The sequence below is a fragment of the Streptomyces sp. MB09-01 genome (assembly GCF_033794505.1).
In the GTDB taxonomy this organism is placed as follows: Bacteria; Actinomycetota; Actinomycetes; order Streptomycetales; family Streptomycetaceae; genus Streptomyces.
On record NZ_JARAYQ010000221.1, the window covers coordinates 1 to 13,935 of the forward strand.

A 13,935-nucleotide genomic window follows, 5' to 3' on the forward strand; every position below is an offset into this window, starting at 1 on the left:
GGGGTAGAGGACGACGCCGAAGCCGTGTTCGGCGGCGACTCGGGCGGCGCCGGTGTAGACGCGGGCGAAGAATTCGTTGGTGAGGGCGGGGACGACGAGGAGGGCGGTGCGGGTGGAGCCGAGTCGGAGGTTGCGGGCGGCGAGGTTGGGGCGGTAGCCGAGGCGGGTGGCGGTTTCGCGGACGAGGGCGGCGGTGCGTTCGGAGACGCGGCCGGGCCATTTGTCGCCGAGGACGAGGGAGACGGTGGCCTGGGAGACCCCGGCGGCGGTGGCCACGTCGCGGCTGGTGGGTCTCGTCACAGGTGGCTCCCGGAGTGCGAGGTCGGGGGTGGTGTCGGGGTCCGTGGGGTGGACCCGCGGACTGCGGCCATGGTACGTATGACGGGTCACGTTATACGTATTACCCCGGCGGGATCCGGGCAGAAGGGGGCGGACATGGCCGCGGGATACGCCGAGCTGCTGCGGACGCGGCACGCCGCGAGGCTGCTGGTGGGCACGCTCATAGGGCGGCTGCCGAACGCGACGGCGCCGATCGCGATCGTGCTGTTCACGCGCGCCGAGGGCGGCAGCTACAGCCTCGCGGGGGCGCTGGCGGCCGCGTACGGGGTGGCCAACGCGGTGGGCCAGCCGTTGCTGGGCCGGGCGGTGGACCTGTTCGGGCAGCCGCGGGTGCAGCTGCCGGCCGCGCTGGTCTCGGCGCTGGGCGTGGTGTGGCTGGCGCTGGCGGGTACGGGCTCGGTAGGGGCCGCGTATGCCGCGGTGGTCGTCGCGGGGCTCTTCACGCCGCCCCTGGAGGGCGGGCTGCGGGCGCTGTGGCCGGGCGTGCTGGGGGGCCGCGAGGAGAAGGTGCATGCGGCGTACGCGATGGACGCGGTGGCCCAGGAGGTCATGTTCACGGTCGGTCCGCTGCTGGTGACGCTGTTCGTGGCGCTGTGGTCGCCGGCCGGGGCGCTGCTGGCCCTCAATGCCATCGGGGTGCTGGGTGCGCTGTCGGTGGTGGTGAGCGAGCCTTCGCGCAGGTGGCGTTCGGCGCCGCGGGAGGCCCACTGGCTGGGTGCGCTGCGTTCGCGGGGGCTGCTGGCGCTGCTGGGTGCGTTCTTCTTCGTGGGGACGGCGCTGGGTTCGATCACGGTGGCGGGTGTGGCGTACGCGGACGATCACGGGAACCAGGCGGTGTACGGGTGGCTGATGGCGGCGCTCGGGCTGGGTGCGCTGATCGGCGGGGTGACGTACGGGGCGCGTCGGTGGGCGGGTGCGCCGGAGCGGCGGCTGCTGGTGCTGGTGGCGCTGCTGGCGCTGGGCTATCTGCCGCTGATGCTGACTCCGGGGCAGGTGGCGATGACGGCGCTGGCGGCGCTGTCGGGGGTGTTCCTGGCGCCTGCGCTGGCGTGTGCGTTCATCGTGGTGGACCGGCATGCTCCGACGGGGACGGTGACGGAGGCGTTCTCGTGGCTGGTGACCTTCTTCGGGGTGGGTGCGGCGATCGGTACGGCGGTGGCGGGGCCGGCGGTGGAGCTGGGCGGTACGGCGGCGAGCTTCGGGGTGGCGTCCGTGGCGGGTGCCGCTGCGCTGCTGGTGCTGATGGCCACTCAGCGGGTGTTGGCAACTGCGGGGCCGGGCCGCGCGGTGGCGGGCTCGTCTGACGGGGTGTCCGATGGTGCGCGTGAGGTGGCGTCAGAGGCCTCGTCGGCGGGGTGATCCGGGGGCGCCACACCGGTGCGGGGGCCCGTTCGGTGCCGGGCCGGCGGGCCCGCTGCGGGGAACTGATCGAAACGGCGCTCCCGAACCCGGTTTCAGAAGAGGGCAGAAGGCGTAATGTTCAGTCATGGACCGCCGCATTTTCGGGCTGGAGAACGAGTACGGCGTCACGTGCACGTTCAGGGGACAGCGCCGACTGTCTCCTGACGAAGTGGCGCGCTACCTCTTCCGCCGTGTTGTGTCATGGGGCCGCAGCAGCAATGTCTTCCTGCGGAACGGCGCCCGCCTGTACCTCGATGTGGGTTCGCATCCGGAATATGCAACTCCCGAATGCGACAACGTGACCGAACTGGTCACCCACGACAAAGCAGGCGAGCGCATTCTCGAAGGTCTGCTCGTCGACGCCGAACGACGCCTGCACGAGGAGGGAATCGCGGGCGACGTCTATCTCTTCAAGAACAACACCGACTCGGCGGGCAACTCGTACGGCTGCCACGAGAACTACCTGGTGGCCCGGCACGGGGAATTCTCCCGCCTGGCGGACATTCTCATTCCGTTCCTTGTCACGCGGCAGCTGATCTGCGGCGCCGGCAAGGTGCTGCAGACGCCCCGGGGCGCGGTCTACTGCGTGAGCCAGCGGGCCGAGCACATCTGGGAGGGCGTCAGTTCCGCCACGACCCGTTCGCGGCCGATCATCAACACCCGGGACGAGCCGCACGCGGATGCCGAGCGCTACCGCCGGCTGCACGTCATCGTGGGTGACTCGAACATGTCCGAGACCACCATGCTGCTCAAGGTCGGAGCCACCGACCTGGTGCTGCGCATGATCGAGGCGGGGACGGTGATGCGGGACCTGACCCTGGAGAACCCGATCCGGGCGATCCGCGAGGTCAGCCACGACATCACGGGTCAGCGCAAGGTGCGGCTGGCGAGCGGCCGGGAGGCCTCGGCGCTGGAGATCCAGCGGGAGTACTACGACAAGGCGGTGGACTTCGCCGAGCGCCGGGGCATCCGTACCGGTGTGGTGGACCAGGTGCTGGAGCTGTGGGGCCGCACGCTGGACGCGATCGACGCGGAGGATCTGGACCGGATCGGGACCGAGATCGACTGGGTCATGAAGTACCAGCTGATCGAGCGGTACCGGGCGAAGCACAACATGACCATGTCGAATCCGCGGGTGGCTCAGATAGACCTCGCGTATCACGACATCCACCGTCGGCGCGGGCTGTACTACCTGCTGGAGCGCAAGGGGCAGGCGGCGCGGATCTGCAACGACCTCAAGATCTTCGAGGGGAAGTCGGTGCCCCCGCAGACGACGCGGGCGCGGCTGCGCGGGGACTTCATCCGGCGGGCGCAGGAGCAGCGGAGGGACTTCACGGTCGACTGGGTGCATCTGAAGCTCAATGATCAGGCGCAGCGGACGGTGCTGTGCAAGGACCCGTTCCGGTCGGTGGACGACCGGGTGGAGAAGCTGATCGCCGGCATGTAGGACCACAATGTGACATCGCACTCCTTACCAGGGCCCCGTACGTCTCTCGTACGGGGCCCTGCGCACGGCTTAGAGTGGCGGGCGACCGCCTTGCCGTCTGAGATCTGAGGAACCCGTGCGCCGACTTGCCGGCCTGCTTGTCGTACCCCTTCTGCTGCTGACGACAGCAGCGTGTGGCGACGACAGCGGCTCCGACTCCGCCCAGATGAAGAACGGGGCGCCCGCGATCACCAAGGGTGCCAAGTTCGGGGAGACGCCCACCCTGTCGCAGGGGAAGGGCGCGCCGCCCAAGGAGCTGAAGGTGGTGACCATCAGCGAGGGCACCGGGCAGGTGCTGAAGAAGAACGACATCGCGCAGGTCAACTACCTCGGTCAGGTGTGGGACGGCAAGGAGCCGTTCGACCAGAGCTTCGGCCGGCCCGCACCGTTCGACCTGACCATCGGTGCCGGCGCCGTCATCAAGGGCTGGGACCAGGGCCTGGAGGGTCAGAAGGTCGGCAGCCGTGTCGAGCTCGTGATCCCGCCGGACCTCGGATACGGGGCCCAGGGCTCGGAGCCGAAGATCAAGCCGAACGCCACGCTGGTCTTCGTCGTGGACATCGTCAAGGGCGCCACCGTCCCGGCCTCGGCCACGGGCAAGGAAGTCGCCCAGGAGAACAAGGACCTGCCCAAGGTCGGCACGAACACGGACGGCAACGAGGTCTCCGTGACCGTCCCGAAGGACACCGCCGAGCCGGCCAAGCTGGTCTCGAGCTACGTTCTGGAGGGCGACGGCGCGGTGGTCAAGGACACCGACTCCGTCGTCGTGAAGTTCAACGGCAAGACGTGGAAGGACGACAAGTCCTTCGAAAGCACGTACACCTCCGGCCAGACGGTCACGTGGCCGCTGAAGGAGCTTTCGGTCGCGGGCCTGAAGGACGGCCTGATCGGCAAGAAGGTCGGCAGCCGCATCCTGCTGGTCATCCCGCCGGACCAGGCCTTCGGTGACAAGGAGCAGGGCACCATCCCGGCCAAGTCGACGCTGGTCTTCAGCCTCGACATCCTCGCCGTGATGTAAGACTGTTCCGGTTGACCGTTTCGTACGTATGAGGAGCAGTTCCGTGAGCGACAAGCTCGAGAAGCCCGAGATCGACTTCCCCGAGGGCGAAGCCCCGAAGGACCTCGTCATCGAGGACATCTGGGAGGGCGACGGCGCGGAGGCCAAGGCCGGTGCCATGGTCTCCGTCCACTACGTGGGCGTGGCCTTCTCCACCGGCGAGGAGTTCGACGCTTCGTGGAACCGCGGTTCCGCGCTGCAGTTCCCGCTCGGTGCCGGCCGCGTCATCGCGGGCTGGGACCAGGGCATCGCGGGCATGAAGGTCGGCGGCCGTCGCAAGCTGACGATCCCGGCCCACCTCGCCTACGGCGACCGCGGCGCGGGCGGTGCGATCGCGCCGGGCGAGACGCTGATCTTCGTCTGTGACCTGATGGCCGCCTGATTCACCGGCAGTCACTCCGAGGGCCCCCGCCGTGAGGCGGGGGCCCTCGCTTTTGTCCGGGACCGCCGGGGCGGTACGGTCAACGGTCACGAGTGTGTGTCGAGAACGGGGGAAGGGCGTCGATGGCGATTGCCAAGGCCGAGCGGCTGATGAATCTGGCGCTGTGTCTGCTGGGGACCCGCCGGCCGCTGAGCAAGCGCGAGTTGCGCGGCTCCATCGAGGCCTACATGGAGGCCGGCAACGACGAGTCCTTCAACCGCATGTTCGAGCGGGACAAGGACGATCTGCGGGAACTCGGCCTGGTCATCGAGACGGTGGAGAACCTGGAGGGCGAGACCGGCTACCTGGCCCGCCGCGACAGCAACCGGCTGCCTCCCGTCTCGCTGGACGCCGAGGAGGCCGCCGCCCTGGGGCTGGCGGCCAAGGTCTGGCAGCAGGCCCGCCTGGCGGGCGCCGCCAGCGGGGCCCTGCAGAAGCTGCGCGCGGGCGGGATGCCCGAGGCGGGCGACCCGTACGAGGGACAGCACAGTGCCATCGAGCCGCGCATCCCGGTCCACGAGGCGGCCTTCGAGCCGCTGATGCTGGCCTGCCGGGACCGCCGGCCGGTGGTCTTCGACTACCGCAAGTCCACCGCGGCCCGCCCCGAGACCCGGCAGGTGGAGCCCTGGGCGCTGGAGTGCTGGCGCGGTCACTGGTACCTGGCCGGCTACGACCGGGACCGCGGGGCGGAGCGGGTGTTCCGGCTGTCCCGGATCACCGGCAAGGTCCGCTCCCGGGCGGCCAGGTACACGGCGGAGGTGCCCGACGTGGTGACCGTGCGGGAGACCGTGGCGAGCTGGGCCGGGGAGAGCGCGGACCGCTCCGCGCTGATCCGGCTGCGCGCGGGTGCGGGCTACCCGCTGCGGGCCAAGGCCACCGCGGTGCGCGAGGGCGCGGACGGCTGGGACGAGCTGGAGATCCCGTACGGGCACGGGCTGGACGCCTGGCTGGTGGAGTTCGGGCCGGACGTCGTCGTGGTCGGGCCCGCCGACCTGCGGGCCGACGTGGTGGACCGGCTGCGGGCCGTGGCCAAGGCCTGACCCGGTGCGCGGGGGCGGCGCCCGCGTCCGCCGCCGCACCGTCCGGGATCCGCCCCGTGCGAGAGCCCGATCCGAGATCCGCCAGCTTCGAGACCGCCACATTCGAAGACGTGCCCTGAGGGGGAGACGTACCAGCATGGCTGCCAACGCCATCGACCAGACCCGCCGGATGCTGTCCCTGGTGACGTACCTGCGCGAGCGCCCCGGGGCGCACGTCGCCGACGTCGCCCGCGCCTTCGGGATCACCGAGGACGAGCTGATCTCGGACCTCGACGTGCTGCCCATGTGCGGGACCAGCTTCCGGGGCGGGGACCTGCTCGACATCGACACCGACGGGGAGCGCATCTGGTGGCGCAACCCCGACGCCTCGGGGGAGTCCACGGCCGAGCCGCTGCGGCTGGCCGCCGACGAGGCGACCGCGCTGCTGGTCGCCGCCCGCGCCGTGGCCACCCTGCCCGGGCTGCGCGAGAGCGACCGGGAGGCCCTGCTGCGGGCCACCGCCAAACTGGAGGCGGCCGCGGGCGAGGTCGCGAGTGCCAGCTCCCGGCTGTCGGTGACCTTCGAGTCGGAGGGCGGGGTCTTCGCGGACGTCGACCGGGCCATCGCGGAGCGCCGGCGGCTGTGGCTGCGCTACTACTCGCCGGCGCGCGACGAGCTCACCGAGCGCAAGGTCGACCCGATCCGGCTGTTCGCGGTGGGGCACACGTACATGGAGGGGTGGTGCCACCTCTCCGAGGCCCGGCGCACCTTCCGCCTCGACCGGGTGGCGGAGATCCGGCTGCTGGACGAGCGGGCCGAGCCGCCGGCGATCGAGCCGCGCGATCTGTCCGAGGGCCTGGTCCAGCCGGCCGCCGAAGACCCGGAGGTCGTCGTCGAGGTGGGGCCGGGCGGGCGCTGGGTCGCCGAGTACTACCCGCACGACAGCGCGGAGGAGCTGGCCGACGGGGGCCTGCGGATCACGCTGCGCAGCCCGGATCCGGCTTCGCTGCGCCGGCTCGCGCTGCGGCTCGGGCGCGAGGGGCGGATCGTCGCCCCCACAGAGCTGGCGGAGAGCGCGCGGAGCGCCGCTCGAGAAGCACTCGCGGGGTACGGGGAACAGGTCTGAGGGGAGCGCGGTCGATGTCGCCAACGTCAGGGCCCGTCGCCTTCAAGGCCTCCTGTCCCGACTGCCGGGCCCGCTTCGAGCTGGACGCGGGCGCCCTGCGGCTGGCCATCGGCGGCAGCCGGCGGGCCACCTTCTACTCCTTCATGTGTCCTGAATGCGGTGCCTCGGTGCGCAAACCTGCTGGTGAGCGCATAGTGGAACTGCTGACGGGCGGTGGCGTGAGCACCCTGCGCAGCATCTGAGGCGGGTGGTGGCCTAGGCTCGGCCCCATGCTGTGGCCGATGTTCGCAATTGCCCTGGGCTTCCTCGGAGTCGCCGTGCTCGCCGTGCTGGCGGTGCGGGTGTTCGCGGAGGTGCGCAGACTTTCCGTGCAGGTCGCGCAGGCCAGCCGCCGGATCACCGATGCCTCGGGCGATCTCGAGAGGGCGGCCGCGGACCTGGCCCGGGCGGGCCGCGACGTGCGACCGTAGCGAATGAGACGGGCGTGTGACCGGGGGATTGACATCCGGCCAGGACGCAAGACGGGGGACGCCGGGGGATTGCCGGGCGTTAACCCCCTGGGGTTACGATCCTCGGTAGAGACAGTCCTAGGCGCCCGTGCCGTTGTGCTGTGAACCTCGGAGAAAAGGAAGATACCTATGTTCGGCAACCTCAGGGGTTGGGAAATCTTCGTCATTCTCGGAGTCATCATCCTGCTGTTCGGCGCCAAGAAGCTCCCCGACATGGCCCGCTCCCTCGGCAAGTCGGCCCGCATCCTCAAGAGCGAGGCCAAGGCCATGAAGAAGGAGGGCGAGGCCGAGGACGCGGCCACCGCCGCCACCCCCGCGGACCAGTCCGCCCAGCAGCCCGTCGCCCCGCGCACCATCCAGGCCGCGCCCGGTGACGTCACCAGCTCCCGCCCGGTCAGCGAGCCGAACCGCACCGCCCAGGGCTGACGCACGCCGTACGCGCCAGTCATCTGCAACGAGACAAGGGACGTGGGTTGCTCAAGTCTGCCCGCAAGCAGGGGAAAGCGGACAAGGACGCCGAAGGGCGGATGCCTCTTGTCGAGCACCTGCGTGAGCTGCGAAACCGTCTGCTGAAGTCGGTCCTGGCGATCCTGGTGATCACCATCATTTCGGCCTTCTTCTACAGGGACATCATCAACTTCCTGCTGAAGCCGATGCTGGACTCCGTCGGCTGCAGGGACGGCGTGGTGACCCAGCGCAACGGCCACCCCTGCGCCGACATGACCGTGAACGGTCTCATCTCGGCGTTCACCATCGCCCTCAAGGTCTCGCTGACGGCCGGTGTGGTGCTGTCCGCGCCGGTGTGGCTGTACCAGCTGTGGGCGTTCGCCGCGCCGGGCCTGCACAGTCACGAGAAGAAGTACGCGCGGAGTTTCGTCGCGGTCGGTGCGCCGCTGTTCGCGGCCGGCGCCGTGCTCGCGTACAAGATCCTTCCGCAGACCGCGACGATCATGCTGGAGTTCACTCCCGATCACGCGCGCAACCTGCTGCCGGTCGACGACTACCTCGACCTGGTCACCCGCATGGTGATCGTGTTCGGCCTGGCCTTCGAGCTGCCGCTGCTGCTGATCCTGCTGAACTTCACGGGCGTGCTCACGGGCAAGCGGCTGGGTGGCTGGTGGCGGGGCATGGTCCTCGGCATCACGGTCTTCGCCGCCTTCGCGACCCCCACGGGTGACCCGCCGACCATGCTCGCGCTGGCCCTGCCCATCGTGGCCCTCTACTTCCTGGCCCTCGGTATCTGTCTCCTCAACGACCGCAGGCGCCGGCGCAACGACCCCGACGCGGGTCTGAGCGACGACGAGGCCTCCGAGCTGGACCTGACCCCGGCGCCGATCGGCGCGCTGGAATCGGTGCCGGCCCCCGCCGCGCTGCCCGGCCAGGCCGACGGCGGACGCCAGCGGATCAACGGTTACGACGACGCGACCTGACCGTGCATTGCGCCCGGTGAGCTCCGGGACCACCCTCTTCCTCCGTCCCACCGCGGGCCGCGGCCGGGGCGCGCACGCCGCACAGCCGGCCGCTTCCGCGTTGCGGGCGGCCGGCTTCTGCGTAGCGGACGGTGGTGGGCGCCGACGGCCTCCCCCGGACGCCGTCCGCGGGTACCCCCGGGGGCGCTGCCGGTGACCGCGGAACGCGCCCCGGAGCGGGCCGGCTGCTCACTTAAATGATCGCGACTGTTGTCAGAGGTGGCGGGTAGGCTCGACAGCAAGATGACCGAAGAACTCTCACCCGCCGAGCGGTACGCCGCTGCCCGGATCCGCGCCGCCGAAGAGGCCACTGCCCTGGCCCCCTTCCGCGAGATGTACGACTTCGATCTGGACCCGTACCAGGTCGAGGCCTGCAAGGCACTGGAGGCCGGCAAGGGCGTCCTCGTAGCCGCCCCGACAGGCTCGGGCAAGACCATCGTCGGCGAGTTCGCCGTGCACCTGGCCCTCCAGCAGGGCCGCAAGTGCTTCTACACGACGCCGATCAAGGCGCTGTCGAACCAGAAGTACGCCGACCTCGTCAAGCGCTACGGCGCCGACAAGGTGGGCCTGCTGACCGGCGACAACAGCGTGAACTCCGAGGCGCCGGTGGTCGTGATGACCACCGAGGTGCTCCGCAACATGCTGTACGCGGGCTCCCAGTCGCTGCTCGGCCTCGGCCACGTCGTGATGGACGAGGTCCACTACCTCTCCGACCGGTTCCGCGGGGCCGTCTGGGAGGAAGTGATCATCCACCTCCCCGAGTCGGTGACCCTGGTGTCCCTGTCGGCCACCGTGTCGAACGCCGAGGAGTTCGGCGACTGGCTGGACACCGTCCGCGGCGACACCGAGGTGATCGTCTCCGAGGAGCGGCCCGTCCCGCTGTGGCAGCACGTCATGGCCGGCCGCCGGATCTACGACCTCTTCGAGGAGGAGTCCGACCACGGCGGCCGCGGCTCCGCGCGCCGGGAGGTCAATCCCGACCTGCTGCGCATGGCCCGCGAGGAGAACAGCCGCACCTACAACCCGAAGGACCGGCGGCGCGGCAAGATGGTCCGCGAGGCCGACCGCGAGCGCGAGCGGCGCTCCCGCGGCCGGATCTGGACCCCCTCCCGCCCCGAGGTCATCGCCCGCCTCGACGGTGACGGGCTGCTGCCCGCCATCAACTTCATCTTCAGCCGGGCCGGCTGCGAGGCCGCGGTCCAGCAGTGCCTGTACGCGGGACTGCGGCTCAACGACGAGTCCGCGCGGCTCAAGGTCCGCGAGATCGTCGAGGCGCGGACCGCCTCCATCCCCACCGAGGACCTGCACGTCCTGGGGTACTACGAGTGGCTCGAAGGGCTGGAGCGGGGCATCGCCGCGCACCACGCGGGCATGCTGCCCACCTTCAAGGAGGTCGTGGAGGAGCTGTTCGTCCGGGGCCTCGTCAAGGCCGTCTTCGCCACCGAGACCCTGGCGCTGGGCATCAACATGCCCGCGCGCACGGTGATCCTGGAGAAGCTGGTCAAGTGGAACGGCGAGCAGCACGCCGACATCACCCCCGGCGAGTACACGCAGCTGACCGGCCGGGCCGGGCGGCGCGGCATCGACGTCGAGGGCCACGCGGTGGTGCTGTGGCAGCGGGGCATGGACCCGGCCGGGCTCGCCGGGCTCGCGGGTACCCGTACGTATCCGCTGCGCTCCAGCTTCAAGCCCTCGTACAACATGGCCGTGAACCTGGTCAGCCAGTTCGGGCGGCACCGCTCGCGCGAGCTGCTCGAGACCTCCTTCGCGCAGTTCCAGGCCGACCGCTCGGTCGTCGGGATCTCCCGGCAGGTGCAGCGCAACGAGGAGGGCCTCGAGGGCTACCGGGAGGGCATGACCTGCCACCTGGGGAACTTCGAGGAGTACGCGCAGCTGCGCCGCGACCTGAAGGACCGTGAGACGGAGCTGGCCAAGCAGGGCGCCGCCCAGCGCCGGGTGCAGGCGGCCAGTTCGCTGGAGAAGCTCAAGCCGGGCGACATCATCCACGTGCCGACGGGCAAGTTCGCCGGGCTCGCGCTGGTCCTGGATCCGGGCGTGCCGGCCGGGCGGGTCAACGGGCACCGCGGGTACGAGTACGCGGAGGGCCCGCGCCCCCTGGTGCTCACCGCCGAGCGGCAGGTCAAGCGGCTCGCCGCGATCGACTTCCCGGTCCCGGTCGAGGCGCTCGACCGGATGCGGATCCCCAAGACCTTCAACGCGCGCTCGCCGCAGTCCCGTCGGGACCTGGCCTCGCAGCTGCGGAGCAAGGCCGGGCACATCACGCCGGAGCGGCGTGCGCGCGGCCGGGCCGCGGCGGCCGACGACCGCGAGATCGCCCGGCTGCGTTCCGAACTGCGGGCACATCCCTGCCACGGCTGCGACGAGCGCGAGGACCACGCCCGCTGGGCGGAGCGCTACCACCGGCTCAAGCGGGACACCCTGCAGCTGGAGCGGCGGATCGAGGGCCGGACGAACACCATCGCCCGAACCTTCGACCGGATCCACGCACTGCTGACCGAGCTGGACTACCTGCGCGAGGACGAGGTCACCGTGCACGGCAAGCGGCTCGCCCGGCTGTACGGGGAGCTCGACCTGCTGGCCTCCGAGTGCCTGCGGGCCAAGGTGTGGGAGGGCCTGAGCCCGGCCGAACTGGCCGCCTGCGTCTCGGCGCTGGTCTTCGAGGCGCGGCAGTCCGACGACGCGGTCGCACCGAAGGTGCCGGGCGGCGCGGCGAAGGAGGCGCTGGGCGAGATGGTCCGCATCTGGGGCCGGCTCGACGCGCTGGAGGAGGAGCACCGCATCAACCAGGCGGAGGGCGTGGGCCAGCGGGAGCCGGATCTCGGCTTCGCGTGGGCGGCGTACCAGTGGGCCTCCGACAAGAGCCTGGACGAGGTGCTGCGCGAGGCGGAGATGCCGGCCGGTGACTTCGTGCGCTGGTGCAAGCAGGTCATCGACGTGCTCGGGCAGATCGCGGCGGCGGCCCCCTCGGCCTCCGGCGAGAGCGGGAGCACGGTGGCGCGCAACGCCCGCAAGGCCGTGGACGCCCTGCTGCGGGGCGTAGTGGCCTACAGCTCGGTCGGCTAGCCGGTTTTGGGGCTTCCTCCGAGTGCGGGGCCGGCCTGATCTGATCTCTTGCCATGATCGAATCCTCGTGCTCTGTGCGACGATCGGTCCATGAGCGGGGGAGCAGACGAGGGCCCGAGACGGGTCGGTCGGCCACGCGCCGACCGGCTGAGACCGGAGAGCGGCCGGCCGCCGCGCGAGGACCTCCTCTGCGCGGCGGCCGAGTTGTTCACCGTCCAGGGGTACGCGGCGACCACCACGCGGGCGGTCGCCGGGCGGGCCGGAATGCGCCAGGCCACGATGTACCACTACTTCGGCGGCAAGGAGGACCTCCTCGCCGAACTGCTGGAGTCCACGGTCGCTCCCTCGCTGGTCCTGGCCCGCCGGCTGCTCGCCGAAGACGGGCGGCCCGCCGCACGGCGGCTGTGGGAGCTGTGCTGCTCCGATGTGCTGCTGCTGTGCGGGGGCCCGTACAACCTGGGGGCGCTCTACCTGCTGCCCGAGGTGGGCGGCGCGCGCTTCGCACAGTTCCGCCGGATGCGCGCGGAACTCAAGGACGCCTACCGGGTGTTGCTCGACGGGACCTGCGCCGGCGCCGAACTGGCCGGGGACGGGGCGGGACTGGCGCTCCGCAACGACCTGGTCTTCGGACTCATCGAGGGTGTCATGCTGATCCACCGGGCCGATCCGGCGCGGCCGGTGGGTGCCTTCGCGGAGGCCACCGCCGACGCCGCGCTGCGGATCGCGGGGATCGGCCTGCCCGGGAGCCGGTGACCCCTGCGGCTGTGGCGCATCATGGGAACCCGTCCCCCGGTGACGGAGAGCCGACAGGAGTGACCACAGAAATGCGAACCCGGGTGCGGTCCGGGGATCCCGACGCCTTCGCGGAGCTGTTCGACGGCCATGCCCGCACCGTGTACAACCATGCCTTCCGGCTGACCGGGGACTGGTCCGTCGCGGAGGACGTCATGTCGGCCGTCTTCATGGAGGCGTGGCGGATGCGCGCCAGGGCGGACCCCGAAGGGGGATCGCTCCGGCCGTGGCTGCTGGGCATCACCACCAACCTCGCCCGCAACCACTGCCGGAGCAACCGGCGTTACCGGGCCGCCGCGGCCGCCGCAGGCGCCGCGGCCGCGCCCGTGCCCGACCACGCGGACGAGGTGGCCGGCCGGCTCGACGACCGGCAGCGCATCGCCGTCACGCTGAGCCGGCTGGGCGCGCTGCGCAGGCCCGAGCGCGTCTTTCCCAGCCCCAGCCCGGCGAGCGGGAGGAGCGCGCGCCTCCTGCCGCCCCCCGTCTGTGACCTGCTGCGCGGGAGCCACCCGCCGGCCGCCCTCACGGCCGCGCTCTACAAGGCCGCCGCGAAGATTCCCGGCGTGGTCCTGGTGGCCGAGGCGGCCGACGCCGCGGGCCGTCAGGGCGTCGCCGTCGCCCGCCTGGACGAGGCCTCCGGACAGTGCACGGAATGGATCTTCGCCCGGGACACCCTTGTGTTCCTCGGCGAACGCACGGTCCAGGTCAGCGGCAGCTCCGGGGAGCAGGGCCTGATCAAGCCCGGCACGGTCGTGTCCACCAGCGCCGTCCTGACCTGTGCGGTCGTCGACCGGATCAAAAAGATTCCCGCCGGATCCCGCTGACCGGCCCGGTGCCGGCCTCCCAGCCGGTGCGGTCGTGCCAGGCCTGGAGGGTGCGGCCGCTCTCGAACCGGTGGACGGTCCCGGTGACCGGGTCGGTGAACTCCAGGACCCGGGCCAGGAGCTGCAGCGGTCTGCGGTAGTCGTCCGGGCCCGGATCGGTCACCCGCGGATACACCGGGTCGCCCAGGATGGGCAGGCCCAGGGCGTTCATGTGCACCCGCAGCTGGTGGGTGCGGCCGGTGTGCGGGGTCAGCCGGTAGCGGCCCAGGTCCCCCTGGGTGCCGGTCAGTTCGATCAGGCTCTCGGCGTTGGGCGCGGCGCCGGGCACCTCGGTCGCCGCGATCACGCCACGGGCTTTCTCGATCCGGCTGCGGACCGTGCGGGGGAAGGTGGGGGCGAGCGCGGGGT

At 71.2% G+C, this 13,935-nt stretch carries 13 protein-coding genes and 3 pseudogenes; 14 read left to right on the top strand and 2 right to left on the bottom strand.

The window, feature by feature from the left end:
* A partial coding sequence (locus PV721_RS33165) for a LacI family DNA-binding transcriptional regulator (RefSeq protein WP_319730902.1) occupies window positions 1-300 on the bottom strand: 300 nt, incomplete at its 3' end.
* Between the two features lie 135 nt (window positions 301-435).
* On the opposite strand from PV721_RS33165, the gene PV721_RS33170 reads away from it, so the two are divergent.
* The 14 genes and pseudogenes from PV721_RS33170 to PV721_RS33235 all read left to right on the top strand — a co-directional run.
* Window positions 436-1,698: an MFS transporter gene (locus tag PV721_RS33170; RefSeq protein WP_319730904.1), complete on the top strand. Its 1,263-nt coding sequence runs from the start codon at window positions 436-438 to the stop codon at window positions 1,696-1,698.
* Between the two features lie 127 nt (window positions 1,699-1,825).
* Window positions 1,826-3,187, top strand: coding sequence for a Pup--protein ligase (gene pafA / locus PV721_RS33175; RefSeq protein ID WP_030016332.1), 1,362 nt, complete (start codon window positions 1,826-1,828; stop codon window positions 3,185-3,187).
* A 115-nt stretch (window positions 3,188-3,302) separates the two neighbouring features.
* Window positions 3,303-4,244, top strand: a complete 942-nt coding sequence (locus PV721_RS33180; protein ID WP_319730907.1) for an FKBP-type peptidyl-prolyl cis-trans isomerase — start codon at window positions 3,303-3,305, stop codon at window positions 4,242-4,244.
* A gap of 28 nt (window positions 4,245-4,272) precedes the next feature.
* Window positions 4,273-4,665, top strand: coding sequence for an FKBP-type peptidyl-prolyl cis-trans isomerase (locus PV721_RS33185; protein ID WP_319730908.1), 393 nt, complete (start codon window positions 4,273-4,275; stop codon window positions 4,663-4,665).
* A 122-nt stretch (window positions 4,666-4,787) separates the two neighbouring features.
* Entirely contained in the window at window positions 4,788-5,744 is a 957-nt protein-coding gene (locus PV721_RS33190; RefSeq protein WP_319730910.1) for a helix-turn-helix transcriptional regulator, read from the top strand.
* Window positions 5,745-5,880: 136 nt separating this feature from the next.
* On the top strand, window positions 5,881-6,849 hold the full coding sequence (locus PV721_RS33195; protein ID WP_319730911.1) for a WYL domain-containing protein: 969 nt from the start codon (window positions 5,881-5,883) through the stop codon (window positions 6,847-6,849).
* 14 nt (window positions 6,850-6,863) lie between these two features.
* On the top strand, window positions 6,864-7,091 hold the full coding sequence (locus PV721_RS33200) for a hypothetical protein (protein WP_319730912.1): 228 nt from the start codon (window positions 6,864-6,866) through the stop codon (window positions 7,089-7,091).
* Between the two features lie 27 nt (window positions 7,092-7,118).
* A complete protein-coding gene (locus PV721_RS33205) occupies window positions 7,119-7,319 on the top strand; it encodes a hypothetical protein (RefSeq protein WP_319730914.1) in 201 nt (66 codons plus the stop codon).
* 168 nt (window positions 7,320-7,487) lie between these two features.
* A complete protein-coding gene (gene tatA, locus PV721_RS33210) occupies window positions 7,488-7,784 on the top strand; it encodes a Sec-independent protein translocase subunit TatA (protein WP_319730916.1) in 297 nt (98 codons plus the stop codon).
* Window positions 7,785-7,831: 47 nt separating this feature from the next.
* The gene (gene tatC, locus PV721_RS33215) at window positions 7,832-8,788 is read left to right on the top strand and encodes a twin-arginine translocase subunit TatC (protein ID WP_319730918.1); all 957 of its coding nucleotides are present in this window, start codon (window positions 7,832-7,834) and stop codon (window positions 8,786-8,788) included.
* 16 nt (window positions 8,789-8,804) lie between these two features.
* Window positions 8,805-8,934 (top strand): annotated as a pseudogene (locus PV721_RS33220) (sphingosine kinase); the annotation flags it as partial.
* 136 nt (window positions 8,935-9,070) lie between these two features.
* Window positions 9,071-11,911 carry a DEAD/DEAH box helicase gene (locus tag PV721_RS33225; protein ID WP_319730920.1) on the top strand — a complete coding sequence of 947 codons (2,841 nt, stop codon included), beginning with the start codon at window positions 9,071-9,073 and terminating at the stop codon, window positions 11,909-11,911.
* A 90-nt stretch (window positions 11,912-12,001) separates the two neighbouring features.
* Window positions 12,002-12,664, top strand: a complete 663-nt coding sequence (locus PV721_RS33230) for a TetR/AcrR family transcriptional regulator (protein WP_319730922.1) — start codon at window positions 12,002-12,004, stop codon at window positions 12,662-12,664.
* Window positions 12,665-12,735: 71 nt separating this feature from the next.
* Window positions 12,736-13,128 (top strand): annotated as a pseudogene (locus PV721_RS33235) (RNA polymerase sigma factor); the annotation flags it as partial.
* Between the two features lie 370 nt (window positions 13,129-13,498).
* Here the strand turns inward: PV721_RS33235 and PV721_RS33240 are convergent.
* Window positions 13,499-13,935 (bottom strand): annotated as a pseudogene (locus PV721_RS33240) (pseudouridylate synthase); the annotation flags it as partial.

Excerpts from the sequence above, each read along its gene's own strand:
- PV721_RS33170 (WP_319730904.1), top strand. The coding sequence starts at position 436 with ATGGCCGCGGGATACGCCGAGCTGCTGCGGACGCGGCACGCCGCGAGG.
- pafA (WP_030016332.1), top strand. The coding sequence starts at position 1,826 with ATGGACCGCCGCATTTTCGGGCTGGAGAACGAGTACGGCGTCACGTGC.
- PV721_RS33230 (WP_319730922.1), top strand. The coding sequence starts at position 12,002 with ATGAGCGGGGGAGCAGACGAGGGCCCGAGACGGGTCGGTCGGCCACGC.
- PV721_RS33185 (WP_319730908.1), top strand. The coding sequence starts at position 4,273 with ATGAGGAGCAGTTCCGTGAGCGACAAGCTCGAGAAGCCCGAGATCGAC.
- PV721_RS33195 (WP_319730911.1), top strand. The coding sequence starts at position 5,881 with ATGGCTGCCAACGCCATCGACCAGACCCGCCGGATGCTGTCCCTGGTG.
- PV721_RS33200 (WP_319730912.1), top strand. The coding sequence starts at position 6,864 with ATGTCGCCAACGTCAGGGCCCGTCGCCTTCAAGGCCTCCTGTCCCGAC.
- PV721_RS33225 (WP_319730920.1), top strand. The coding sequence starts at position 9,071 with ATGACCGAAGAACTCTCACCCGCCGAGCGGTACGCCGCTGCCCGGATC.
- tatA (WP_319730916.1), top strand. The coding sequence starts at position 7,488 with ATGTTCGGCAACCTCAGGGGTTGGGAAATCTTCGTCATTCTCGGAGTC.
- PV721_RS33205 (WP_319730914.1), top strand. The coding sequence starts at position 7,119 with ATGCTGTGGCCGATGTTCGCAATTGCCCTGGGCTTCCTCGGAGTCGCC.
- PV721_RS33190 (WP_319730910.1), top strand. The coding sequence starts at position 4,788 with ATGGCGATTGCCAAGGCCGAGCGGCTGATGAATCTGGCGCTGTGTCTG.